This window comes from Corynebacterium urealyticum DSM 7109 (genome assembly GCF_000069945.1).
In the GTDB taxonomy this organism is placed as follows: Bacteria; Actinomycetota; Actinomycetes; order Mycobacteriales; family Mycobacteriaceae; genus Corynebacterium; species Corynebacterium urealyticum.
In genome coordinates this window covers 863743-888079 of sequence record NC_010545.1, presented here as the reverse complement: position 1 = coordinate 888079, position 24337 = coordinate 863743, and the positions used below count along the sequence as shown (strand labels likewise).

General features: G+C 64.9%; 20 protein-coding genes and 1 pseudogene. 4 read left to right on the top strand and 17 right to left on the bottom strand.

The genetic code is table 11. The features are described from left to right. Positions 1-5: 5 nt before the first annotated feature. On the top strand, positions 6-1181 hold the full coding sequence (gene cmx, locus CU_RS03725; RefSeq protein ID WP_005297378.1) for a chloramphenicol efflux MFS transporter Cmx: 1176 nt from the start codon (positions 6-8) through the stop codon (positions 1179-1181). Beyond that, entirely contained in the window at positions 1181-2170 is a 990-nt protein-coding gene (locus tag CU_RS03720; protein ID WP_012359994.1) for an IS481-like element IS5564 family transposase, read from the top strand. The genes cmx and CU_RS03720 overlap by 1 nt, the downstream gene beginning before the upstream one ends. A gap of 162 nt (positions 2171-2332) precedes the next feature. On the opposite strand, the gene CU_RS03715 is transcribed toward CU_RS03720, so the two are convergent. The 10 genes and pseudogenes from CU_RS03715 to gatC all read right to left on the bottom strand — a co-directional run bounded on the left by CU_RS03715 (position 2333) and on the right by gatC (position 12841). Then, on the bottom strand, positions 2333-3037 hold the full coding sequence (locus CU_RS03715) for an ABC transporter ATP-binding protein (RefSeq protein ID WP_012359993.1): 705 nt from the start codon (positions 3035-3037) through the stop codon (positions 2333-2335). After that, the gene (locus CU_RS03710; RefSeq protein WP_269446317.1) at positions 3034-3657 is read right to left on the bottom strand and encodes a FecCD family ABC transporter permease; all 624 of its coding nucleotides are present in this window, start codon (positions 3655-3657) and stop codon (positions 3034-3036) included. Before CU_RS03710 ends, CU_RS03715 begins: the two co-directional genes overlap by 4 nt. A 67-nt stretch (positions 3658-3724) precedes the next feature. Beyond that, positions 3725-3973 (bottom strand): annotated as a pseudogene (locus CU_RS11030) (iron chelate uptake ABC transporter family permease subunit); the annotation flags it as partial. Positions 3974-4174: 201 nt separating this feature from the next. Beyond that, a complete protein-coding gene (locus tag CU_RS03705; protein ID WP_041628468.1) occupies positions 4175-5806 on the bottom strand; it encodes an AMP-binding protein in 1632 nt (543 codons plus the stop codon). A gap of 138 nt (positions 5807-5944) precedes the next feature. Next, positions 5945-7459 carry an Asp-tRNA(Asn)/Glu-tRNA(Gln) amidotransferase subunit GatB gene (gene gatB / locus CU_RS03700; RefSeq protein WP_173362309.1) on the bottom strand — a complete coding sequence of 505 codons (1515 nt, stop codon included), beginning with the start codon at positions 7457-7459 and terminating at the stop codon, positions 5945-5947. Between the two features lie 54 nt (positions 7460-7513). After that, a complete protein-coding gene (locus CU_RS03695) occupies positions 7514-8551 on the bottom strand; it encodes a 6-phosphofructokinase (protein ID WP_041628467.1) in 1038 nt (345 codons plus the stop codon). A gap of 70 nt (positions 8552-8621) precedes the next feature. After that, the gene (locus CU_RS03690) at positions 8622-10067 is read right to left on the bottom strand and encodes an MFS transporter (RefSeq protein WP_012359988.1); all 1446 of its coding nucleotides are present in this window, start codon (positions 10065-10067) and stop codon (positions 8622-8624) included. Between the two features lie 97 nt (positions 10068-10164). Beyond that, positions 10165-10842 (bottom strand): NUDIX domain-containing protein, encoded by a 678-nt coding sequence (locus CU_RS03685; protein ID WP_012359987.1) that lies wholly within the window; start codon positions 10840-10842, stop codon positions 10165-10167. Between the two features lie 84 nt (positions 10843-10926). After that, complete coding sequence (gatA, locus tag CU_RS03680) at positions 10927-12435, bottom strand: Asp-tRNA(Asn)/Glu-tRNA(Gln) amidotransferase subunit GatA (protein WP_012359986.1); 1509 nt, start codon at positions 12433-12435, stop codon at positions 10927-10929. 100 nt (positions 12436-12535) lie between these two features. After that, a complete protein-coding gene (gene gatC, locus CU_RS03675; RefSeq protein WP_041628577.1) occupies positions 12536-12841 on the bottom strand; it encodes an Asp-tRNA(Asn)/Glu-tRNA(Gln) amidotransferase subunit GatC in 306 nt (101 codons plus the stop codon). Positions 12842-12938: 97 nt separating this feature from the next. On the opposite strand from gatC, the gene CU_RS03670 reads away from it, so the two are divergent. Next, the gene (locus tag CU_RS03670) at positions 12939-13622 is read left to right on the top strand and encodes an ACT domain-containing protein (protein WP_012359984.1); all 684 of its coding nucleotides are present in this window, start codon (positions 12939-12941) and stop codon (positions 13620-13622) included. 126 nt (positions 13623-13748) lie between these two features. Here the strand turns inward: CU_RS03670 and ilvA are convergent, their stop codons facing one another. Continuing rightward, positions 13749-15284 (bottom strand): threonine ammonia-lyase, biosynthetic, encoded by a 1536-nt coding sequence (gene ilvA, locus CU_RS03665; protein ID WP_012359983.1) that lies wholly within the window; start codon positions 15282-15284, stop codon positions 13749-13751. 24 nt (positions 15285-15308) lie between these two features. Continuing rightward, on the bottom strand, positions 15309-16022 hold the full coding sequence (locus CU_RS03660; protein WP_012359982.1) for a 3'-5' exonuclease: 714 nt from the start codon (positions 16020-16022) through the stop codon (positions 15309-15311). Positions 16023-16042: 20 nt separating this feature from the next. Here CU_RS03660 and ligA point away from each other — a divergent pair, with 20 nt between their 5' ends. Further along, positions 16043-18181, top strand: coding sequence for an NAD-dependent DNA ligase LigA (gene ligA, locus CU_RS03655; protein WP_012359981.1), 2139 nt, complete (start codon positions 16043-16045; stop codon positions 18179-18181). Positions 18182-18252: 71 nt separating this feature from the next. Here ligA and CU_RS03650 read toward each other — a convergent pair whose 3' ends face one another. From CU_RS03650 to CU_RS03630, 5 genes are all read right to left on the bottom strand, one after another. Beyond that, positions 18253-19311: a uroporphyrinogen decarboxylase/cobalamine-independent methonine synthase family protein gene (locus tag CU_RS03650; protein WP_012359980.1), complete on the bottom strand. Its 1059-nt coding sequence runs from the start codon at positions 19309-19311 to the stop codon at positions 18253-18255. Next, positions 19308-20528 carry a tRNA 2-thiouridine(34) synthase MnmA gene (gene mnmA / locus CU_RS03645; protein ID WP_012359979.1) on the bottom strand — a complete coding sequence of 407 codons (1221 nt, stop codon included), beginning with the start codon at positions 20526-20528 and terminating at the stop codon, positions 19308-19310. The genes CU_RS03650 and mnmA overlap by 4 nt, the downstream gene beginning before the upstream one ends. Before the next feature lie 29 nt (positions 20529-20557). Further along, a complete protein-coding gene (locus CU_RS03640; protein WP_012359978.1) occupies positions 20558-21745 on the bottom strand; it encodes a cysteine desulfurase family protein in 1188 nt (395 codons plus the stop codon). 30 nt (positions 21746-21775) lie between these two features. Beyond that, entirely contained in the window at positions 21776-23155 is a 1380-nt protein-coding gene (locus CU_RS03635) for a CitMHS family transporter (protein ID WP_012359977.1), read from the bottom strand. 206 nt (positions 23156-23361) lie between these two features. Next, positions 23362-24312, bottom strand: coding sequence for an electron transfer flavoprotein subunit alpha/FixB family protein (locus CU_RS03630; RefSeq protein WP_012359976.1), 951 nt, complete (start codon positions 24310-24312; stop codon positions 23362-23364). Between the last annotated feature and the right edge of the window lie 25 nt (positions 24313-24337).

Below are 24337 nucleotides of genomic sequence, written 5' to 3'. Positions count from 1 at the left end.
ACTCGATGCCTTTTGCCCTCTACATGCTTGCCCTGGCGGTCTTCGTCATGGGCACTTCAGAATTCATGCTCGCGGGATTGCTCCCCGCGATCGCGACCGAACTTGACGTCTCGGTCGGCACTGCGGGCCTGCTGACCTCCGCATTCGCAGTCGGTATGGTCGTCGGCGCGCCAGTGATGGCGGCATTCGCTCGCCGTTGGCCACCGCGGCTCACATTGATCGTTTGCCTTCTCGTGTTCGCGGGAAGCCACGTCATCGGAGCGATGACACCAGTGTTCTCTCTCCTGCTCATCACCCGGGTGCTCAGCGCTCTCGCAAACGCAGGATTCCTCGCCGTAGCACTGAGCACGGCCACTACCCTCGTGCCAGCGAACCAGAAGGGGCGTGCACTGTCGATCCTGCTCTCCGGCACGACGATCGCAACCGTCGTGGGCGTCCCCGCCGGGGCACTGCTCGGCACAGCGCTGGGCTGGCGAACGACGTTCTGGGCGATCGCCATCCTCTGTATTCCCGCGGCCGTTGGAGTCATTCGTGGCGTCACGAACAATGTTGGTCGGAGCGAGACTAGCGCGACCTCACCAAGGCTCCGTGTCGAGCTCAGCCAGTTGGCGACGCCGCGGCTCATCCTGGCCATGGCACTCGGAGCGCTGATCAACGGAGGGACCTTTGCGGCATTCACCTTCCTGGCACCCATCGTGACCGAGACCGCGGGCTTGGCCGAAGCGTGGGTGTCCGTCGCGCTGGTGATGTTCGGCATCGGATCGTTCCTTGGCGTCACGATCGCAGGACGACTATCAGATCAACGACCTGGCCTCGTGCTCGCAGTCGGCGGACCGCTATTGCTGACAGGCTGGATCGTGTTGGCAGTGGTCGCATCTCATCCCGTTGCGCTTATCGTCCTCGTCCTCGTTCAGGGATTCCTGTCGTTCGGCGTCGGCAGTACTCTGATCACGCGTGTGCTGTATGCAGCATCGGGTGCGCCAACGATGGGCGGTTCGTACGCAACCGCAGCATTGAATATCGGAGCTGCAGCGGGGCCCGTGCTTGGTGCGCTCGGGCTCGCGACCGGGCTGGGGCTGCTCGCGCCGGTTTGGGTCGCTTCGGTGCTGACAGCGATCGCTCTCGTCATCATGCTTCTCACCAGACGCGCGCTTACGAAGACCGCGGCGGAGGCCAATTGATGACCCATCCGAACGCTCTTCTCACTCCTCGTGCCCGTCTCCGGTTAGCTCGGCTGATTGTCGAAGACGGCTATCCGGCCACGATCGCCGCAAAGATGTTCATGGTCTCCCCGATCACTGCCCGGAAATGGGCAGGCCGCTACCGGGAAGAGGGTGAGTTTGGGATGCAGGATCGCTCCAGCAAGCCGCACCGGATCCCAGGCAGGACGCCCGAGCATGTCAAGAAGAAGATCATCAACCTGCGCTGGCGGCTTCGACTGGGGCCAGCCCAGATCGCTGCGCGACTTGGTCTCTCGACGTCGACTGTTCACGCGGTCCTCGTCCGTTGCCGCGTGAACCGCCTCTCGCATATCGATCGTGTCACTGGCGAGCCATTGCGGCGATATGAGCATCCTCATCCGGGATCGTTGATTCATGTCGATGTCACGAAGTTCGGCAACATCCCCGACGGCGGTGGACATCGTTACGTAGGTCGGCAGCAAGGCGCACGGAACAAGCTCGCGACTCCGGGATTACCACGAGGAAAAGATCACAAGCCGCGCACCGGGACGGCGTTCGTTCACACAGTCATCGACGACCACTCCCGCGTCGCATACGCAGAAATCTGGTCGGATGAGCAGGCGAGCACAGCGGTGGGAGTTCTCGAACGCGCCGTGGCCTGGTTCGCCGAACGAGGCGTGACCGTCGAGCGAGTCCTATCCGACAACGGGTCGGCATACAGATCCCACGCATGGAGGGACTTCTGCGCTCGGCTCGGCATCCGACACAAGCGGACACGCCCCTACCGGCCGCAGACGAACGGGAAGATCGAGCGATTCCACCGCACGCTCGGGGACGGCTGGGCCTATGCCAGGTTTTACGGTTCAGAGGCCGAACGACGCCTGGCGCTGCCCGGCTGGCTCCACTTCTACAACCACCACCGACACCACTCTGCGATTGGCGGCGTACCCTTCGACCGACTCAACAACGTCCCTGGACATCACAACTAGCGCGCGACGCCAGTGCTTAAGGGCAATAGTCATTCTCATCCTTAAAGTCTTTTGTCTTAGGTTTCGGGGCGTAGCCGTTCCGTGCTCCGCCACCGTGGGATTCGGGTTCCGGAAGTCCCCGGATGCAGCGGACGGCCCACCACCACGGGGTGTTACGCGGTGTCAGAGCGGGGTGACTCGCAGGCTCTCCGTCACCGGGTCGGGCCTAATGTCCACAGGGACGTCGTAGATCTCGGATACCCGCTCCGCTGAAAGCACCGCCTCGGGTGGCCCCGTGGCCGCCACGTTCCGCTCTGCCATGAGGACGAGCCGGTCGCAGTACCGCGCCGCCAGGGTCAGGTCGTGCAGGACGACCACCACGGTCTTGCCCTGTTGCGCCTGCTCCTGCAGCAACGTGAGCACGCGCACCTGGTGCTTAAGGTCGAGCGCGCTGGTCGGCTCGTCACACAGCAGGATCGGGGCGTCCTGCGCGATCGCGCGGGCGACATGAACCAGCTGGCGCTCCCCGCCCGAAATCTGATTGACCGATTTCTCCTTCAGATGCTCGATCCCCACCCTCGCCAGCGAGTCTTCCACGATCCGGGCATCGGAATCCGAGAACTGCTGGAAGCGCGACACGTGGGGGTGGCGTCCGAACTGGACGACCTCGGCGACAGAGAAGTCGAAACTCATCGTCGTGTCTTGGGGCACGACCGCCATTCGCCGGGCGCGCTGCCGGTCAGAGGAGCCCGCATCCAGCCAGACGCCACGCAGCAACGTCGATTTTCCGGCGCCGTTGGGGCCGATGATCCCAGTGACCTGCCCGGGTTCGGCCGATACGGGGACATCAGTGAGGATGCCCGGAACGGTGATACGAGCATCAATCATGCGGACCACCCCACCGAGCGGCGTCCGCGCAGCAGCAGCCAGAGGAAAATCGGTGAGCCGATGAAGGCCACGACTGTTCCGGTTTGCAGCGTGACGGGTGCGAAAAGCATGCGGGCGATCGTGTCTGCCGCCAGCAGGAAGGCCGCTCCGGCTAGTGCGGCGGTGGGCAGTAAGACCTTGTGATTCGGGCCGATGAGCAGCCGGATGAGGTGGGGCACCACGAGTCCAACGAACCCAATCACGCCGGACACAGCCACCGCCGACGCGGTGATCAGCGCGGCGAGCGTCAGAGTGAAAACACGGACCCGCCGCACGTTCACACCCGTGGTACGGGCAGCCTGATCCCCCATCAGCAGGATGTTGAGGTCCCGGCTGAAGAACAACAGAATCGCAATACCAAGCACGATCGGCAGGCTGGCGATGGCGACGTGTTCCCAGGTGCGGGCCACAAGATCGCCATTGAGCCAGAAGGCTACGCCGCGAATATCCGAGTCCGAGGGAGCGTTGGCGATCGCTGCCGCGGTGACCGCTCCCAAGAACGCACTCAGCGCGATACCGACGAGTACAAGAGTGGCCGGCCCACCCCCTCGCATCGCCGCGGCCAGCTGCACGATGGCCACGGCCCCCCAGCGCGCCAAGGAAGGCCGAGGCCGGCAGCGCCCAGGCGGCTACCGCACTGAATCCGGTGACGATGGCCAACACCGCCGCAGTCGCCGCCCCGGCAGACACACCAATGATGCCGGGGTCTGCCAGCGGGTTGCGGAAGACTGCCTGCATCACCGTTCCAGCCACAGCCAAAGCGGCTCCCACGAGGGCGGCGATGATTGCGCGGGGCAAACGGATAGTCGCCACGACGTTATAAGCGCTCCCCAGCTCGGGGTCCTGTCTAGCGCGCCCGCCCGCACCGGTGACATGGGCCCAGACACTTGCCAGCACGTCCGGCACCGCAATCGTGACCGGACCGATCGCGAGTGCTGCAATGAATAGGGCTGCCGCCAGGGTCGCCGCGATGGAGATTGCTAGCGCCGGCGAGCTAAGACGACGTTTCTGCACACCGCGAACCTACCCTAATTGATAGCCATTTTCAATATTTTCGCAGGTCGCCGCCCCTCGCCTCCCTTCGCCGCCAAACGGCAGTTAGTGGATTTTGGCTTCCTTCCCTTGCCACGCCTCATCACGCAGCTCCTTCTTACGCACCTTGCCCGTCGAGGTTCGGGGCAGCTCATCGAGAATGACGATATCCCTGGGCACCTTATAGCCCGCCATGTTTACCCGGCAGTGGGCGATAATCGCCTCAGAGATCGCCTCCGGATCATCCCCTCGAGCCTCTGATCGCAGCACCACGTACGCACGCGGCCGCTCACCCCACTTTTCGTCCGGAACCCCAATCACCGCACAATCGGAAACATCTGGGTAACTGACGATGGCCTGCTCAACCTCGATGGTGGAAATGTTCTCACCACCGCTCACCACCACATCCTTGGCCCTATCCAGCAACTGGATATAGCCATCGGGGTGTTTGACGCCCAGATCGCCAGTGTGGAAATACCCACCCCGGAAGGCGATTCGGGTGGCCTCCTCGTCCTCGAAATAGCCGGCCATCACTCCATTGCCGGTCATGACGATCTCGCCCATCGTGGCACCATCGCTAGGCACCTCGACAATCGAATCATCATTCTCATCGGTTTGCTCGATCACCAGCACTTCTTCATTGGTAATCAGAGCAACTCCCTGCCGAGCCTTGAGCACCGCGCGACGCCGGACAGTCATATCCGACCACTCTCGCTGTGGCTCACATACGGTAAACGGCCCATAGGATTCCGTCAGCCCATAAACGTGCGTCACCTCGATACCGAGGTTTTCGCACCGGGTAATGATGGTGGGGCTCGGCGGCGCTCCTGCGGTCACGATCCTGAGGTTCTTCACTCGCCGCTTGTTCTCATCGTCGACCAGCGTAGTGAGCACCGCAGGAGCCCCGCACATGTGAGTGATCCCCTCTTCGGCGATCAAGCGCCACATCTCCGGCCCTCGCACGGCCCGGAGCGTCACCTGGGTTGCCGAGACCGCCATCGCCGCCCAGCCGGTACACCAGCCGGAGCAGTGAAACATGGGCAGCGTCCATAGATAGACGCTGTCGCTAGCGAATTTCTGCGCATTGACCTCGCCGATGGCGTTGAGATACGCCCCGCGGTGCGTATACACAGCACCCTTGGGCCTACCGGTCGTGCCAGAGGTGTAGTTGATCGCGATGGGCTCGTTATCGTCAGCCACACGGTAGCTCAGCCCCTCACCCTCCCGGTGGGATGCGATGAAGTCCGCGAAAGAGGGGAAGCTCCCGGGTTGAGTGCCGTCCAACTCTGGGATCTCCAGCAGCCGCAGCCCATTGGGCAATTCCTCAACCACTCCCGCTAGCAGGTCGGCAGCACCGATGAGGACATGAAACCCAGCGTGGCCTTGAATATAGGCCACCTCGGCAGCCGCGAGCCGGGTGTTGATAGGCACGGTCACTCCCCCAGCAAGCGGCACGGCGAACTGTGCCAGCAGTGCCTCGTAGCTATTAGGGGCAAGCACTCCTACCCGGTCGTGACGCGCCAGCCCATTGGCCCGCAGTGCGCGAGCGAAGGCCTCCGCATCCTCTCGGAACTGCTTAAAGCTGATACGGCGCACTCCATCGATGCAGGCCGTGGCTTCTGGGAAAATATTGGCGCTGCGCTCCAGGAAGCGCAGCGGAGTCAGGGGAACATTCAGACCTTGATACTTAGTTTCCATACCAAACACGCTACATTCTCATCCCCATTCAATGCCCGGAAAAACAAGAAACCTCCGGACCCGATTTCTCTCGGGGCCCGGAGGCTTGTGTGCGAGTAACCGCGCGTCACATTACGCGACCGCAGGCTGCAGGCCTGGCTAGTTCAGCTTCTCGGCGATCAGCTTGTTGACCTGTGCCGGGTCAGCCTTGCCCTTGGTGGCCTTCATCACGGCGCCCACAATCGCACCGGTGACCTTCTTATTACCCGCGCGGTACTTCTCCACGATGTCCGGGTTTGCTGCCAAGGCCTCGTCGACAGCGGCCTCGATCGCGCCGTCGTCGCGGACGACCTCCAGGCCACGATCCTTGACCACCTGGTCAACGTCACCCTCCCCTGCCAGCACGCCGTCCACGGCCTGGCGGGCGAGCTTGGTGGTCAGCTTGCCTTCCTTAACCAGCTCGATGATGCGGGCGACCTGCGCTGGGGTGATGTCGAGCTGCTCGAGCTCCACACCCTGCTCGTTAGCCTTCTGCGCCAGGTAGGCCACCCACCAGCTGCGGGCATCCGCCGGATCCGCGCCAGCCTCGGTGGTCTCAACAATCAGGTCGAGCGCGCCAGCGTTGACGAGGTCACGCATCTCCGCATCCGGCAGGCCCCACTCCTTCTGGATACGGGCGCGACGGATCCACGGCATCTCCGGCAGGGTCGCGCGGATCTCCTCGACCCACTCCTCCGGCGCGAGCACCGGCGGCAGGTCCGGGTCGTTGAAGTAACGGTAGTCCGCCATCGACTCCTTCGGACGGCCCTTCGAGGTGGTGCCATCCTCTTGGTAGTGGCGGGTCTCCTGCTGGATCTCCACGCCGTTGACGAGGCACGCGGCGTGACGCTGCATCTCGAAGCGCACGGCCTGCTCCACGGAGCGCAGGGAGTTGATGTTCTTGGTCTCGGTGCGGGTACCGAACTCCGTGCTGCCCTTCTCGCGCAGGGAGAGGTTCGAGTCCACGCGCATGGAGCCCTGGTCCATGCGCGCGTTGGACACGCCAAGAGCCTTGACCAGGTCGCGCAGCGCGGTGACGTAGGCGCGGGCGATCTCCGGGGCCCGCTCGCCGGCGCCCTCGATTGGCTTCGTGACGATCTCAATCAACGGCACGCCGGCGCGGTTGCAGTCCACCAAGGAGGCCGTCGCACCGTGAATACGGCCGGAGGCGCCACCGAGGTGGGTCAGCTTGCCGGTGTCCTCCTCCATGTGGGCGCGCTCGATCTCGACGCGCCACTCGGTGCCGTCATCAAGGACGACGTCCAGGTAGCCGTCGTAGGCGATCGGCTCGTCGTACTGGCTGATCTGGTAGTTCTTCGGCTGGTCCGGGTAGAAGTAATTCTTGCGCGCGAAACGGGAGTACGGCGCGATCTTGCAGTTGAGCGCAAGTCCGATCTTGATGGCCCACTCCACGCCCTGCTTGTTAACGACCGGCAGTGCGCCCGGCAGACCCAGGCTGCACGGGTCCACGTGGGTATTCGGATCCCCGCCGAAGGCCGCGGTCGAGGTGGAGAACATCTTGGTGTTCGTGGACAGCTCGACGTGGACCTCCATTCCCATCACGGGTTCGAAGCGCTCCAGCACTTCATCGAAATCCATCACATCGTCGGAATAGTCATACAACTGCGCAGTCATGGCGCCCATCTTAGTACCTTTGCCACCGGTCATCTGTAATCGGCTCGGGCGCTTTTAACCCAGCAGGCCCTGAAGGTTTTGGTAGCGGTAGTCGGGCACGGACTTCACCCGCCCGACGGCCTGATCGAAGTCGATAAGATCGATTTTCTCGCCGTGCAGGGCCGCCACTTTTCCGGTCTTGCCTTCGAGCACCGCCTTGGTGGCATTGACTCCACAGCGGGTGGCCAGCACCCGGTCGAAGGCAGTCGGTGTGCCGCCGCGCTGCAGGTGCCCCAGAACGGAGGAGCGCACCTCCACGCCAAGCCGCTTTTCCACGGCTCGGGCCACTTGGTAGCCCATGCCCTGAAGCTTGACGTGCCCGAATTCATCGAGTTCCTCCTCACCATCCCCCTGGCCGTCCAGGTTGCCGCCCTTCGGTTCCGCGCCTTCTGCCACACAGATGATCCCATAGCGCTCGCCCTGCTCGAAGCGCTTCTCCATGCGGGCGCAGACCTCGTCGATATCGAAGGGGAACTCCGGCAGCAGGACGTCGTGGGCACCACCGGCCATGCCTGCGTGCAGGGCGATCCAGCCGGTGTGGCGGCCCATCACCTCAACGATCATGACGCGCTTGTGGGATTCTGCAGTGGTGTGCAGGCGGTCGATGGCCTCGGTGGCCACGGCGACGGCGGAGTCGAAGCCGAAGGTGTAATCCATGCCATCGACGTCGTTATCGATGGTCTGCGGGATGCCCACGACCGGGATGCCGTTATCGTGCAGGAACTGCGCGCCCCGCAGGGTGCCGTCACCACCGATCGGGATCAGCGCGTCGACCTCATGCTCCGCGAGGTTGGCCTTGATCGTGTCGATCTGAGCCTTGAACTTATCGGGGTGGAGCCGGCCGGTACCGAGAATCGTGCCGCCGTAACGAATGATGCGGTCGATGTAGGCGTCGTCATACAGCGGGACCACACGGTTTTCCACCAGCCCCTGGTAGCCATCTTCGAAGCCGATGACCTCAACACCTGCGGCACCCGCGGTGCGCACGACACCACGGATCACTGCGTTCAAGCCGGGGCAATCCCCACCACTGGTCAAAATCGCGATACGCATATCTTCGAGTTCTCCTCCCGAGCTGTGCCACCGGCACGTGTGGTTACGTTGCAGCCTTATGCCAGCAACACTAGTGGCGCGGGCCTGGTCCTGGCTTGGCACTCCCCGAGAGGGCCGTAGCCACGAGCCCGACCAGCAGTGCAGCAGCAATCGGGAGGAAGGACTGGCCGAAGGCATAGGCAAGCTGCTCCCCCGCTGCGTCGCCGTAGTAGCTCAAGCGCACCTGGAGGACAGCTCCCACCACGGCCACGCCGGTGACCGCACCAACCTGGCGGATAGTGTTATACGCCCCCGACCCGGCACCGGCCAGGTGGGGAGGCAAGTCCCGCAGCGTCATCGCAGAATTGGGCGACCAGAAGGCAGCGTTACCCGCCCCCAGCAGCAGCATGGGCACGATGATTGCCCCAGCTGTCCCTCCCGGACGAAGGCAGAAAAACAGCCCGATTATCCCGGCAATCATGAACACGAAGCCGGTGACGGCGATGGGCCGGGCGTCCTTCCGGTCGATGAGCCAACCGATCCAGGGTGACAGCGGCAATGCCAGGACGGACATGGGCAACACATAGGCCACAGCCGTCATCGCGGAGAGTCCGTGGACCTGCTGCAGGTACATCATCAGCGGCAGCATCATGCTCGCGGTGGCAAAGCCCATCGTGAAGATAGCGAGGTTTCCCATCGCGAAGCTGCGGCGGGAAAACAGCGTGGTCGGCAGGACCGGATCCTTACTTTTCGCACCATGGGTGAGCCGGGCCTGTCGGTGGAAAAAGAGCACTCCGATGGCGATACCTACGGCCATCACGACCCAGATCCACCATGCCCAGCCAACGGTCTCGCCCTGCTGAATCGCAAAAATAAGGCAGCTGACCGCGAGCATGGACTGGGCCATTGAGATCCCGTCGATGGGCTTATCGGTGGGTTCGAAGGGCGGCACCCAAGCCACAACCAACACGATGGACAGGATGCCGATCGGCACGTTGACCAGGAAGATCCAATGCCATGAAAGCGTGGAGGTGATAATCCCTCCCAGAATCGGCCCCATCATCGTGGATAGGCCGGCCACGGCTCCCCACACCCCCATGGCTGCGCCCCGCTTCTCCCGCGGAAAGATCCGGTTGATCACCGACATGGTCTGCGGGGTCAGCAGTGCCGCGCCGAGCCCCTGCACCGCCCGGGAGAGCATCAGCCACTCGATCGTCACGGAGTAGCTGCACGCCAGTGAGGACAGTGTGAAGATCACCATGCCCACGATGTAGACGTTCTTCGGCCCGTACCGGTCTCCCAGCCGTCCGGTGACCAGCAGCGGAACGGCGAAAAAGAGCAGATACACCGAGGTCACCCAGATGACCTGGTTATAGGTGGCGCCCAGCTGTGACTGCAGATCCGGCGTGGCAACAGCCACGATCGATTGATCCAGTAGGATCATGAAGAAACCGATGCACAGGGCGGTCAGCGCCCGCCAGGCTGCCTTACTGTTCAGCGGAAGCGTTGGGTACTTATGCGCAGTCACAGGCACCATCTAATCACCTACCCGATCGCACCTCCACGCCAGGCGGGATCGCCAGATCAGTCCCGTCCGGCTCCGGCGGGGACAGTTTTGGAGCAGGGTTCGAGCTCTAGCCCCAGAGCCACGCCACCCGCTGGCGGACCTCCGGCAGCGTGGCACGGAATTCGGGCATGAGGTTGAGCTCCTCCAGCTGTGAGAGCGGCTGCCAGCGAAGGTCCGTGGATTCCTCGGTGAGAATGAAGTCCAGCGGGTGCTCAGCGCGCGCGATGACGGTGCTATACCGCCACTCGGTCACGGTCTCGTCGAGCACCTCCCACCAGAACTTGGCGCCGAGCCCGAAGACCGCACGTCCCCCGTGTTCCGGGTGGTGAATGGGCTGTTCCTGCAGCGCCTGGCGGACATCGCCGTCTCGCTCGATCATGGCGCGCACCGGATCCAGCAAGTGCTCTTCCTCCGGGAGGACGGCTTCGCGGCGCAGCACGTGGTCCAGCTCGACGCGGGAGGTAACTAGCGTGTCCAGGACGGTGACGTCCGCGGGGTCGATCCCGGTCTCCTCCTGAGTCTCACGCATCGCGCCCTGCTCGGGAGACTCGCCGTGGTCGATCGCGCCTCCCGGCAGCGCCCAGGTATCCCCGCGGTTGGTCCACCAGGCACGGTGTTGCATCAGGACGACCGGCTCGGCGGAGTCTTCGGCCGGGGCGCACAGGAACAGCCCGGCTGCCCCCAGGGTCCCCCACCTGCGGGAGCCATCGACGCCAATTGCCCAGCCATCACCCGTAGTAACCATAGGGTCTACTGTACGCCAGCGGCCCCACGCCCAAATCGAATCTGGGGTGTGGGGCCGCTGCCTGCGTGCTTAGTTCGCGGGGCCTTAGTTCTCGCGACCGGCCTCGAAGGCGGAGCCGACGCGGTAGATGCGATCCTCGCCGTGGGCTGGGCCCATCAGCTGCAGGCCCGTCGGCAGCTGGGTATCGCTGCTCAGGCCGCCCGGCAGGGACATGCCGCAGACGCCGGCAAGGTTCAGCGGCAGGGTGAACAGGTCGAAGAGGTACATCTGCAGTGGGTCGTCGACCAGCTCGCCGAGTTTGAACGCGGTGGTTGGGGTCGTCGGCGCGGCGATGATGTCCACCTGCTCGAAGGCCTTGGCGTAGTCCTGCGCGACGAGATTACGCACGCGCTGTGCCTGCAGGTAGTAGGCATCGTAGTAACCGACGGAGAGCGCGTAGGTACCCAGCATGATGCGGCGCTTAACCTCCGGGCCGAAGCCCTCCGCACGGCTCAGGCTCATGACCTCATCGGCGCTGCGGGTGCCGTCGTCGCCGGCGCGCAGGCCGTAACGCATTCCGTCAAAGCGGGCGAGGTTGGAGGAGATCTCGGAGAACTGGATCAGGTAGTAGGCGTTCAGCGCGTGGTCGAAGTTCGGGCAGTCGACCTCGATGAGCTCCGCACCCTGGGACTTCAGCTGCTCCAGGTTGGCCTCGTAGCGCTCACGCACGCCCACCTGCAGGGCCTCTGCCTGCTGGAACTGCTTGACCACACCAACCTTCACGCCCTTGAGGTCGCCGTTTGCACCCTGCTTAGCGGCTGCGACGACATCGGCGATCTCGTGGCGGGAGGACGTGGCGTCATTCTGGTCGAAGCCCGCGATGACCTGGTGCAGGCGAGCGGTGTCCTTGACCGTGCGGGCCGCCGGGCCACCCTGATCCAGGGAGGAAGCGCAGGCGATAAGGCCGTAGCGGGACACGGTGCCGTAGGTCGGCTTCACGCCCACGGTGTTGGTCAGCGCGGCCGGCTGGCGGATGGAACCACCCGTGTCCGTGCCGATAGCCAGCGGAGCCATGCCCGCAGCCAGCGCCGCGGAGGAGCCACCGCCGGAACCACCCGGGGTACGCTCCAGATCCCACGGGTTACGGGTCGGGCCATAAGCGGAGTTCTCGGTGGAGGAGCCCATCGCGAACTCATCCATGTTGGTCTTGCCCAGGATCGGGATGCCAGCGCTGCGCAGACGCAAGGTCAGCGTCGCGTCGTAGGGGCTCATGTAGCCTTCCAGCATCTTCGACCCGGAGGTGGTGGGCGCGTCGGTGGTGACGAAGGCATCCTTCAGCGCGAGCGGCACGCCGGCCAGGCTCGAGGTCGGCGTATCACCCGCGGCGATGGCGGCGTCGACGTTGTGGGCGGCAGCCAGTGCCTCGTCGGCACTGACGTGAATGAAGGCGTTGATCTCCCCATCAACGTCGCTAATGCGGTCCAGGTGAGCCTGGGTCACCTCGACAGAGCTGATTTCCCGCGAGTGAATCTTCTCTGCCAGTTCGGCGGCGGTCCAGGTCGTGAAGTCGGAGTCCGTACGCTCCCCGACCGTCAGGCGCTGAGCTTCAGTCATCAATAATCCTTTGAGCTGTAATCATCTGCGAACGTGGGTTCGCTGCGTGGAGTTGGTGTTGTTATTCCGGCGTGCCAGCCAGGCACAAAGCTAAGGCAGGTTAATCGGCGAGGATCTGTGGAACCTGGAAGCGCTGATCCTGCACTGCCGGTGCCTGGTCCAGGGCCTGCTCGGCGGTCAGCACGGGCATGACGACGTCCTCGCGCATCACGGAGACAGCACCATCGACGTTCTGAGTCGGGTGGCTCAGCGGATCAACGCCCTCGGTATCGACCTTGGAGATCGCGGCGACGTGCTCGATGATGTCGTCGATCTGGTCGGCATAGCTCTGCAGCTCATCTTCCGAGAGCTCCAGGCGCGCCAGCTTGGCCAAGTGGGCAACATTTTCGCGGGAAATTTCAGACATGCCCATAACTCTAGTCAAGCCCTGCCACGTTCACCTAGCATGCCCCGGCCGGAAAAGAACTCCTTAAGTTTTTCGCTCGGATCGCTAGACTTTAGGCATGTCTTATTTGATGCGCGTGCGCGTACCCGATTCGCCCGGCGCCCTCGGCAAAATCGCCCAGGCGCTCGGCAACGTCGACGGCAACATCCAAGGCGTCGACATCGTCGGCTACGACGAGGACGACTCCCTGCCCAACGAGATTGTCGTCGTTGACGACATCGTCGTGGATCTGCCCCACGGCACGTTGCCGGACGTCTTGATCACCGCAGCCCAGGAAGTCGAGGGCGTGTTCGTCGACTCCATCCGCCCGTTCTCCGGCTCGATCGACCGCCGGGGCCAGGTGCAGATGCTGGCCTCCATCGCGGCGCGACGGTCCCGCCCCGCAGAGGCTCTGGAAACGCTGATGGCGGATCTACCGCGTTCCATGTCCGCCGGCTGGGCCATCGTGTTGGACACGGATCCCCGCACCCACCGCATCGCCGCCTCGAGCGCGGCGCCTGAGGACAACGGCCAGGAGCTGGACTCCGCGCCAGTGCTCGAGGCCCGCGTACTCAACACTGAGCAGGAGGACTGGATCCCCGAGCCCTGGGCGGTCATGGACTCCGCCCTCGCTGCCACCCCCATCGAGGGTTCCTCGCTAATCCTCATCGTGGGACGCCCAGGTGGCCCGGACTTCCTGCTCTCCGAGGTCGAGCACCTGCGGCAGCTGGGCAGCATCCTGGGCGCGTTCTTCGCCGGATAATGCAAAAAGCCCCCGCAGCCGGGTGTACCGACCGTCGGGGGCGGGCTCCAACCAGGCAGGCCCCATTGGAGAGGGCCCCGCTGGGAGTAAGCCAGCTCGGGTTGGGCTGCCAGGAGCGGAAGTGGCTTAGGCCTTCAGGAAGAACTGATAAGCTGGACTGGAGCTGACCTCAGTGGCGTGATAGCCCAGCTTCTCCAGGTGCTCGGCGAACTCTGGGTCCCCCTCCACATTCTCGAACGCGGCGAGCACGCGGCCATAGTCCATGCCGATGCTGCGGTAGTGGAAGGCCGACACATTCCACCGGGTTCCCAGCACCTCCAGGAAACGGATGAGGGCACCCGGGTGCTCCGGGAACTCGAAAGCGAACACGCTCTCGGTCACAGCGTGCGGCGGCTGGCCGCCAATCATGTACCGCACATGTTCCTTGGCCACCTCGTCCTCGGAGAGGTCGACCACCCCGTAACCAGCCGCAGCCAAGTCGGTGAGGATGGATTCCCGCTCCTGGTGGCCACCCTTAAGCTGCACACCGACGAAGATCTTCGCTGGTTCGTCGGTCTCCCCCACGCGGTAGCTGAACTCGGTGACCGCGCGGCTACCCAGGACGGTGCAAAAGTCCAGGAACGCGCCCTTAGCCTCGGGGATTGTCACGCCGAACAGGGCCTCGCTGCCCTCACCGAGCTCCGCGCGCTCGGAAACATAGCGCAGGGAGTGGAAGTTGACATTGGCGCCCGAGAGCACGTGGACGAGCGTTTCATCGGTGATCTCGTGCTCGGCGCAGTAGCGCTTGAGGCCTGCCAGCGCCACCGCGCCGGCGGGCTCGGCGATCGCGCGGGTATCGTCGAAGATGTCCTTGATCGCCGCGCTGATCTCGTCGGAGGTGACGGTCACGACGTCATCCAGCCACTCGTTCAGGATGCGGAAGTTCTCATCCCCGATGCGCTTGACCGCCACACCCTCAGCAAACAGGCTGGTGTAGGCCAGGTCCACCGGCTCACCCGCCTTCTTAGCGGCGACGAAGCAGGCGGACTCCTCCGGCTCCACTCCAATGACCTGAATCTTGGGGTTTAGCTGCTTGAGCAGGATCGCCACACCAGCAGCCAGGCCACCGCCCCCGATGGGGACGAAGACGCGGTCGATCTCAGGAACGTCCTGGAAAATCTCCAGGCCGATGGTTCCCTGACCGGCGACGACCGCCTCGTCGTCGAAGGGTGGGACGAAGACCATGCCCTCGGTCTCGGAGAGCTCGATGGCCTTCGTCTTGGCCTCGTCGAAGTTGGCGCCGTGCAGCAGGACACCGCCGCCCAGCCCCTGAACCGCGGCGACCTTGATCTGCGGGGTGATCTCCGGCATCACGATGGTGGTCTGGATACCCAGCTCGCGTCCGGACAGGGCCACCCCTTGTGCGTGGTTACCAGCGGATGCGGCGACTACGCCCCGATTGCGTTCCTCCGGGCTCAGCTGAGCCATGCGGTTGAAAGCGCCGCGAATCTTGAAACTGTGCACTGGCTGCAGGTCCTCGCGCTTGACGAGCACGCGGTTGTTCAGGCGCTTGGACAGCACAGGCATCGCGTCGGTGGGCGTGTGTTTTGCGGCCCGGTAGACGGGCGCTGCGACGATGTCCTTGAGGTAATCGGCTGCGGTGGGCTGTGGTGAGGAAGACATGTTTAGAAATTATAGGCAACCGACCTATTGCAGCGGCCAGCTGGTGTTCACGTTGGCGTCGCGACCCTTCGATCGGAAGTACTCCGCCAAGCTGGACTGCTGCTCGTAGTACCAGGTGGACTGGTTCAACATGAGCTCGTCGGCGCTCATCTGGGTCAGCTCCGGGTGCTCGCGGGCGATTTTCCATGCGACACGGGCCGCTGCGATTGCGTCAGCGGTGGCCTCGTGCGCGTTGTCGAGGGCCACCTCGTAGTGCTCGCAGACCGCCCCCAGTGTGCGCTTGCCCTTGCGATATTGATCGAAGTGGCGGTCCAGCAGCAACGGGTCGATCACTGGGCCGTCCACGGTGAAGCTCGGGTCTTGGCTGCGCAGCACAGTCAGGTCATAGGGCGCATTGAAGACCACGAGAGTCGCGCCTTCCTCCCATCCCTGCCGGATCGCCCGGATGGTCTCCGCCAAAACCTCGTCGTGCGGTTTACCGTGCTCCCGGGCGTATTCGGTCGTGATGCCGTGCACCGCGCTGGCTTGCTCGGGGATCTCGACGCCAGGGTCAGCGAGCAATTCGACGTCTTCCACCTGACTGCCGCGGATGCGCACCATGGCGCTGGTCACGATGCGAGCGGACAGTGGATTGGTGCCAGTGGTCTCTAGGTCGAAGCTCAGCATGTGAGCCGGATTGAAATGCGCTGCGGTCATGATTCTTACTCTAACTGGAGCACCAGACAGGCCAGAGCGCATCCTCGATAGACTTGGATCCCGTGAGCACTCAATACGATTCCGATTCCTCGCCCGCCGCAAGCAATTCCGGGTCCGCCGACCCGGCCCTTGCTGAGCTGGCCCAGCAGTGGCAGTCCCTCGCGGACCAGGTCAGGCACCACCGCGAGGTGTACTACTACGGCAATCCGGAGATCTCCGACGCCGAGTTCGACGCCCTGCTCACCCGCCTGCAGGAGTTCGAGAACTCCCACCCCGAGGCGGTGACCGGCCCTAGCCCCACCACCGAGGTTGCCCCCTCCCCTCCGGAGTCCAGCCCGTTTCGCAACGTGGACCACCAGGAGCCGATGCTCTCGCTGGATAATGTCTTCGACACCGAGCAGCTGAGCTCCTGGCTGGATCGCACCCCGGCCAAGACCTACCTCACCGAGCTGAAGATCGACGGCGCGTCGATCAACCTGCTTTACCGCAACGGTGTCCTGGAACTCGCGCTCACCCGCGGCGACGGCACGACCGGCGAGGACATCACCCACAATGCCCGTACCCTCTCCGATATCCCGGCGCGCCTGCAACCTTCCGAGGACTTCCCAGTGCCGGAGATCGTGGAGATCCGCGGCGAGGTGTTCATCCGCGTCGAGGACTTCGCGAAGATGAACGCCCAGCGCCAGGCGGAGGGGCAGAAAATGTTTGCGAATCCGCGCAATGCCGCGGCCGGCGCGATGCGCCAGAAAGACCCGGCGGAGACCGCACGCCGCCCGCTGCGCCTGATCTGTCACGGCATCGGTGCCCGCGAGGGCTTCACCCCCGCTTCCCAGCACGCGGCCTACGAGGCGCTGGCAGCCTGGGGCCTGCCGGTGAGCCCGTATACCAAACAGGTGCACAGCGCCAAGGAGGTCCTGGAACAGGTCGCCTACTGGGCGGACCACCGCCACGATGCGGATCACGAGATGGACGGCCTCGTCATCAAGGTCGACGACACGGAGTCCCAGCAGCGGCTCGGAACAACCAGCCGCGCCCCGCGCTGGGCGATCGCCTATAAGTATCCGCCGGAAGAGGCCCGCACCCGGCTGCACGACATCCGCCTAGGGATCGGGCGCACCGGCCGGGCGACCCCGTATGCGGTGATGGAGCCGAAGTACGTCGCGGGCTCCACCGTGACCATGGCGACCTTGCACAATCCTTCCGAGGCCCACCGCAAGGGCGTGCGCCTGGGTGATGAGATCATGATCCGCAAGGCCGGGGAGGTCATCCCGGAGGTGCTGGGCCCGGTGGAGGACGCCCGAAATGGTGCGGAGCGCGAGTTCCTCTTCAGCAGCCTGTGCCCGGAGTGCGGCACTCCCCTGGCCCCGGCCCGCGGAGACGATGCGGACTGGCGCTGCCCGAATACCCGCTACTGCCCCGGCCAGCTGCACACCCGCCTGACCTACATCGCCGGCCGCGGGGCCTTCGATATCGACGCGCTCGGCGAGAAGGCCGCCTATGACCTCATCCATTCCGGCGTGCTACCCGACGAGACGGGGCTGTTCTCGTTGACGGAGGAGGATCTGCGCCGCACGGACGCGTATACGACGAAGTCCGGCGCGCTGAATAAGCAGGGCGAGACGTTGTTGACGACGCTCGCGGCGGCCAAGGAGGTCGATCTGTGGCGCGTCATCGTCGCCCTGTCCATCCGGCACGTCGGACCGACAGCGGCGAAGGCCCTGGCCAATCACTACGGTTCCATTCCGGACGTCGCCGCCGCCGATGTGGAGACGATGTCCACCGTCGACGGGGTGGGGCCCATCATCGCCGAATCCGTCCGCGACTGGTTTGCGGTCTCCTGGCACCAGGAGATCGTCGATGCCTGGGCGGCCGCCGGGGTGCGGATGGAGCAGGACGTCACCGAGCAGCCTTCTGCCGACGCGGCCGGGTCCATTCAGGCCGACCTTCTGGCCGGGTTGAGCATCGTTGTCACGGGCACGCTGGAGGACTTCGACCGCAGCAGCGCGAAGGAGGCCATCGAGTCCCGCGGTGGGAAGGCGACCGGCAGCGTGTCCAAGAAGACGGACTATCTGGTCGCCGGGGCCAAGGCCGGCTCGAAGCTCACGAAGGCCGAGGAGCTGGGCATCCCGGTGCTCGACGAAGCCGGGTTCCACAAGCTGCTGAGCGAGGGGCCAGGCAAGGGAGACGCCGAGGAGGACTAGTCCCGGAGCGCTGGGATCAACGCTTCACTCCTACGAACCTGGTCGTTCCTGGCTGTCCTGCTGGGTGAGGCTTAGCCCGCAGCGAGGTTGCGTGCGGCGATCCGTGCGATCGCCGACCAGGTGGCTGCAACGGCCGGGCTCACAGCGACCTTGTCCAGCCCTGGGGTGATCGCGCAGAGGTCAACCTGCTGGACTAGCCGCTCCGCGGGGAAGCTCCATTCCTGCCACAGGCGCTGGACGGCGCCCGCGTACGTGGCGGCACCGTCCTCGTTCGCCGCGGAGCCCTGCGGCTCTGTGGGGCGCGGCACGCAGATGCCGATCCCCTGGCCCGCCCCGACGCTGGACCCAATGGCGTCCTTGAGCTCCGAGGTGGACTGCTCGCCGAAGAGGTGCTCGGCGGCCACACCGACGCGGTCAAAGCCCACCTGCGGGATATCCCGGAAGAGCTCTGGCGGGCATTCGTGCAGCACGGCCCCAACCCCCTCGGGCAGCTGGCCGAGCAGTCGCTGCCACACGCCGAGGATGTGCTCGGGATCCACCGGGGCCAGCCGGTCCCACCGCGTGGCCCCGGCCAGCCCGGCCAGTAGTTTCGGCACGGCGGGCTCGTGGAATCCGATGAACACCTCCGAGCCGGTCGCGCTGGCCAGCCATTCGGCGGTCTCCGCCAACCCAGCGCCCAGCGTGAGGGCGATATCCCGGAAGGCTGGGCGGTCGGCCACGATGGGGTGACCCGCCAGCTCCACGGTGGCGCCAAAGCTCCAGGGCCCGGCAGCGTTCAGCATGATCCGCGGAGCGCGCCGCTCAGCGAGCACCGCGGGCACCAGGTCTCGGAGCTCCGAAAGGTACGACCGGGTCTGGCGGCCGATCAGGCTGCCGCCGTGGCTAATCTCCCATCCCCGCGGGTTCGCCACGAGGTTGAGCTGCGCGAAACCGGCGGTCAGAGCGGTGACGTCCAGGGCGACGTCCTTGACACCGGGCTGGCCTGCAGGCTGGATGCGGGGCAGGGAGATCCCGCCCGGCGCGCCGGTATCCTCATCGACATCGACGCCACGGAGAAGCGCGGCCTCCAGGGCACTGTTCTGGTCCGGATGAGTCGTGGCGAAGGACTCCCACCAGCCGAGACGTGTCATCGCTGGGCGTCCTCGCCCTGTTCGATGGCGTCGGCGTCCACCGCGCCGACGGTGCCGGGTGCGGGTTGTTCCTCAATCGGGGCTCCGAGGGCGGTGGTCGCGCGGATGGTGCCGGAGCCCAGCAGGATGTCCCCGTCCTCGTCGGGGCGATAGACCACGGCGGCCTGGCCACGCGCCACGCCCTCCAGGGGCTGCAACAGCTCCAGCTCCAGGCGCCACGGCAGCTCGTCGGCCTCCTTCACGCGACCCGCCGGGGTGACCGGGGTTGGGTCGTCGACGAGCCGGGCGCGGGCAGGAACCACTCCGCCATGGGCGCGCACCTGCACCTCACAATCGAATTCGCGGCCGTGTACCTCCGGGTCGAGGCGCTTGAGGCGGTCGGCGATGATCCCGCCGACCCGCAGGTCCTCCCGGGTGCCGACGGTCACAGTGCCCGTGTGGGCGTCGATATCCGTGACATAGCGTGGGCGGCCGTCCAGCGTTTCGCGCGGCAGGCCGAGCCCCTTGCGCTGGCCAACGGTGAAGCCGTACACGCCGTCGTGCTCCGCCACCGTCTCCCCGCCGGTGTCCCGCACCAGGCCGGGACGCAGGCCGATCTTCGAGCCCAGGAATGCCTGAGTTCGGCCATCCGGAATGAAGCAGATGTCGTGGCTATCTGGCTTATTGGCGACCCCGAAGCCGGCGTCGGCGGCCTCCTCGCGGATCTCGGGCTTGACGGTGTCCCCGACCGGGAACATGCAGTGTGCCAGCTGTTCGTCGGTGAGCACGCCGAGAACATAAGACTGGTCCTTGTCCGCGTCCACACCCCGGCGCAGCACGCCATCGTGGAGCTGCGCGTAGTGGCCGGTGACCACGGCGTCGAAGCCCAGCGCAATGGAGCGATCCAGCAGAGCCTCAAACTTGATTTTCTCGTTGCAGCGCAGACACGGGTTCGGGGTCTCCCCGATGGCGTAGGAATCCACGAAGTTATCGATAACATCGGCCTTGAAGCGGTCGGAGAAGTCCCAGACATAGAAGGGGATGCCGAGCTTGTCAGCGACCCGGCGGGCATCCGCGGAGTCCTCCAGAGAGCAGCAGCCGCGGGAACCGGCGCGCACGGCCTCCGGGGATTGGGACAGCGCCAGGTGCACGCCGATAACCTCGTGGCCCGCTTCGAGTGCTCGGGCGGCCGCGACCGCCGAATCCACACCACCGCTCATTGCTGCTACTACTCGCATGGGTGGCACCCTACTCGGGTTTGGCGCGCTTAGGCCATTCCGGCGGCTCGAGCCTGCTCGGCGACCCGCGGCAGTAGTTCGGCGATGCGTTCCGCGTCCGCCATCGTGGTCTCGGAGCCGAAGGTCAGCCGCAGGGCACCGCGGGCGACCTCCACGTCCACTCCCATGGCGGCAAGCACGTGGCTGGCGCGGTTCACCCCCGCCGCGCACGCCGACCCCGTGGAAGCATCCACTCCCGCGGCGTCCAGCAGCATGATGAGGCTATCCCCCTCTGCGCCAGGGATGCTCAGATGCAGGTGGCTGGGCAACGAGGGGTCGTGGGTCCACACCCGTGCCCCCTCGATGCCGCTGACGGCCCCCAGTACCCGATCGCGGATGCCCTGTAGCCGCTCGTTTTCCGCAGCCATGTCCCGTTGTGCTGCCGCCAGTGCCGCCGCGGTGCCCACTGCCCCGTGGACGTTGACCGTGCCGGAGCGCAGCCCGCGTTCCTGGTTCCCACCCTTCAGCGGCGAGAGGATCTTCGCATCCCGGCGCGCGAGCAAGACCCCGGTCGAGCGCGGCCCGCCGAACTTGTGCGCGCTCGCTGCAAGGGTTGTGATCCCGAGTCTGTGGAAGTCGATCGGGGCCCGCCCCACTGCCTGCACGGCATCCACGTGCATTGGCACGCCCTTGTCCGTCGCGATCGTGGCGAGTTCGCTGACCGGCTGGATGTTCCCGGTCTCGTTATTCGCCCACATGCAGGTGATCAGTGCCGTCTGCTCTGAGCTTGCGTTTTTTAGGACGCCGATCTGATCGGCCTTTGCGAGATCAACCCTGCCGTTTTCGTCCACCGGCAGCTCAACCCGGCGGTACCCCAGGGGTAGCGGGCCGGTGCACAGCCAGTCGATCGATTCCCCCACCGCCGGGTGCTCGATGCCAGGGGCGATGATGTCGCTGGCAGTCGGGTGCAGCTTCCGGGAGCCGAAGGCCAGCCCCTGCACGGCAATGTTGTCGGCCTCCGTGCCTGAGGCGGTGAAGATCACCTCCACGGGGTCGGCGCCGAGGAGCTCTGCGATCTGCTCGCGAGATTCTTCCAGCAACCGCCGGGCATCCCGGCCGGTGCGATATTGGCCGGCCGGGTTGAGCGCGGATTCCGCCTCCCGCATCGCCTCGGCCGCCTCCGGGCGCAAGGGGCTGGAGGCGGCGTGGTCGGCGTAGATGCGGGGCTGGCTCGTCATGGTGTCTAGTGTGGCATAGCCCCTTGCAGGCTAGGCGAACATCCCCATGCCCCAGCAGATGGCGACCAGCACGATGGAGAAAGCCCACACCAGCGGCAGTGCGCGCTTGAGGTAGTGGCCCATCTGTCCCTCCGCGAGGCCGAGCGCCAGCCACAGAGCCGGCGAGAACGGGGAGACGAAGGTGCCGATGACGTTGCCCACGATGAGTGCTGCGGCAGCCCCCATGCCGCTCACACCGAAGTTGCCAGCGGTCTCCTGAACGATGGGCAGCACCGAAAAGTAGTAAGCGTCGGTGGACGTGAGCAGGTCCAGCGGGACACCGAAGAACGCGACGATGATGTGCAGGTACTGCCCCACACCCTCGGGCATGATCGCGATGAGCTGCAGGGCGATCTCCTCGAGCATGCCGCTGCCATTGAGCACTCCCAGGAACATTGCGGCCGCGATGATCACGCCGGCCATGGAGAGCGCATTTGGTGCGTGCCGGTGGAGCACCCCGGTCTGTGCAGCCTTGTCCTGGCAGTTGACGAGCATGGCCACGGTGGTGGCGATGAGGAATGCCGGGGCCGGCGGCAACAGTCCTGCCAGCAGCACGACCAGCACTGCGAGAATCAGCACGATGTTGATCACCGTCACTGCCCTGCCGCTGCGGAAGGACAGGCCGATCTCCGCCTGCTGCTGGCGCTGATTCTCCGCGAACTCGGTGGCTATCTTTTCGACGTCGATGTCAACCGGGCTTGCGGAGTCCTCCCCGGCACTGACCTGCTGCGCGCTGCGCTTGCGGACCCGACGCAGCTCGAGAATGCCAAGGGCGGCGGCCACTGCGAACACCCCGAGCATCGCGATGCCCTGGGCCGGCAGGAGGTGGATCCAGATATCGTGCGGATCTTGCGCGATGACCGAGCCCGCGCGCCCCACCGGGCCTGCCCACGGCACCATATTCATCACCGATGCCGCCAAGGCGACGATCGTCAACAGGGTGTAGCGGCTCATGTGCATCGCCTTATATAGCGGGAGCAGCGCAGGGATCGTCAGCAGGAAGGTCGTCGAGCCCGAGCCGTCGAGGTGGGCGACCACGCCGATGGCTGCGGTTCCCAGCGTGATGAAGACGGGATTGCCCCTAGTGGCCCTGATCAGCGCTCTAATTACGGGCGTGAACAGCCCGACGTCCTGCATGATCCCGAAGAAGATGATCGCGAAGATGAACATCACGACCACGCTCATGACGGATTTCAACCCGTCGCTGAAGAAGTCGGAGAGTTCCTCGAAGCTATAGCCCAGGATCAACGCGCCGATCGCTGGAATGAGGGCCATGGGCACGATCGGACTCACCTTGCCGCGAATCAGAATTGCGACGGTGAGAAAGATGATGGCGAGCCCAGCGATGGTGAGCCCGAGGGCTGACTGCATGCCCTAAGTCCTTTCCAGTTCGGGGGTGGCGCACCTTCAGCACGCCTATGCTGCACGTCACATTGTGACAGAGATCCCACACTGGAGCACAATCACCCAGCTCACGATCATTCGTGCGCTCGACATGAAAAAGCCGGTGCTCCGCCATGACGGGAAACACCGGCTTTTCTGGCTGCGCTCAGGACAGCTGATTGGATTCGGGAACCTTAGCGGTTCTTGATCTCCTCGGTTGCCTGCGGGGCAACGTTGAAGAGGTCACCAACGATGCCGAAGTCAGCGATCTCGAAGATCGATGCCTCGTCGTCCTTGTTGACCGCAACGATGGTCTTGGAGGTCTGCATACCAGCCTTGTGCTGGATAGCACCGGAAATACCGAGCGCGATGTACAGGTTCGGGGACACGGTGACACCGGTCTGGCCGACCTGGAACTTGCCCGGGTAGTAGTCCGCGTCGACCGCGGCACGGGATGCACCAACAGCAGCGCCGAGCGCGTCAGCCAGCGGCTCGACGACGTCGGTGAAGCCCTCGGAGCCGCCCACGCCACGACCACCGGAGACGACGATCTTCGCCTCAGCCAGGTCCGGACGGTCGCCGGCCTCAGCCGGAGCGAAGCTGGTGATCTTCACAGCGGTCGGGCCAGCACCCGGCAGCTCGACTGCCTGGATCTCACCGGCAGCGTCCTGCGGCTCCGGATCGATGGAGCCGGCCTGCCAGGTGAAGACCGGGGCCACGCCTGCGGCACCGGAGTCAACGATGTACTCGCCACCGAAGACAGGCTTCTTAGCATTGCGCTCGGCGTCGATCTCGGTGATGCCGTAGACCGCACCGGATCCCACGCGAGCAGACACGCGGCCAGCAACCTCGTTGCCGGTAGCGGAAGCAGAGACCAGGACCGGGACCTGCAGGTGAGCCGCGAGCCCGGAGAGGGCGTCGACGGATGGGGTGATGAGCAGGGAGTCAGCCTCGTCGGACTCGGCAGCGTAGATGGTCTCCGCGCCGGCAGCAGCCAGCTCGGACTTCAGGCCCTCAGCGGTGCCCGGCTTGCCAACAACGACGGCGCCGACCTGGCCGAATATGCGACCAGCGGTGATGAGCTCGCGAGTGGTGTTCTGCAGCTCACCTTCAACGTGATCAACCAGTACCAATACGTTGGTCATGGATTTTCCTCTTTCCTAATGTGGC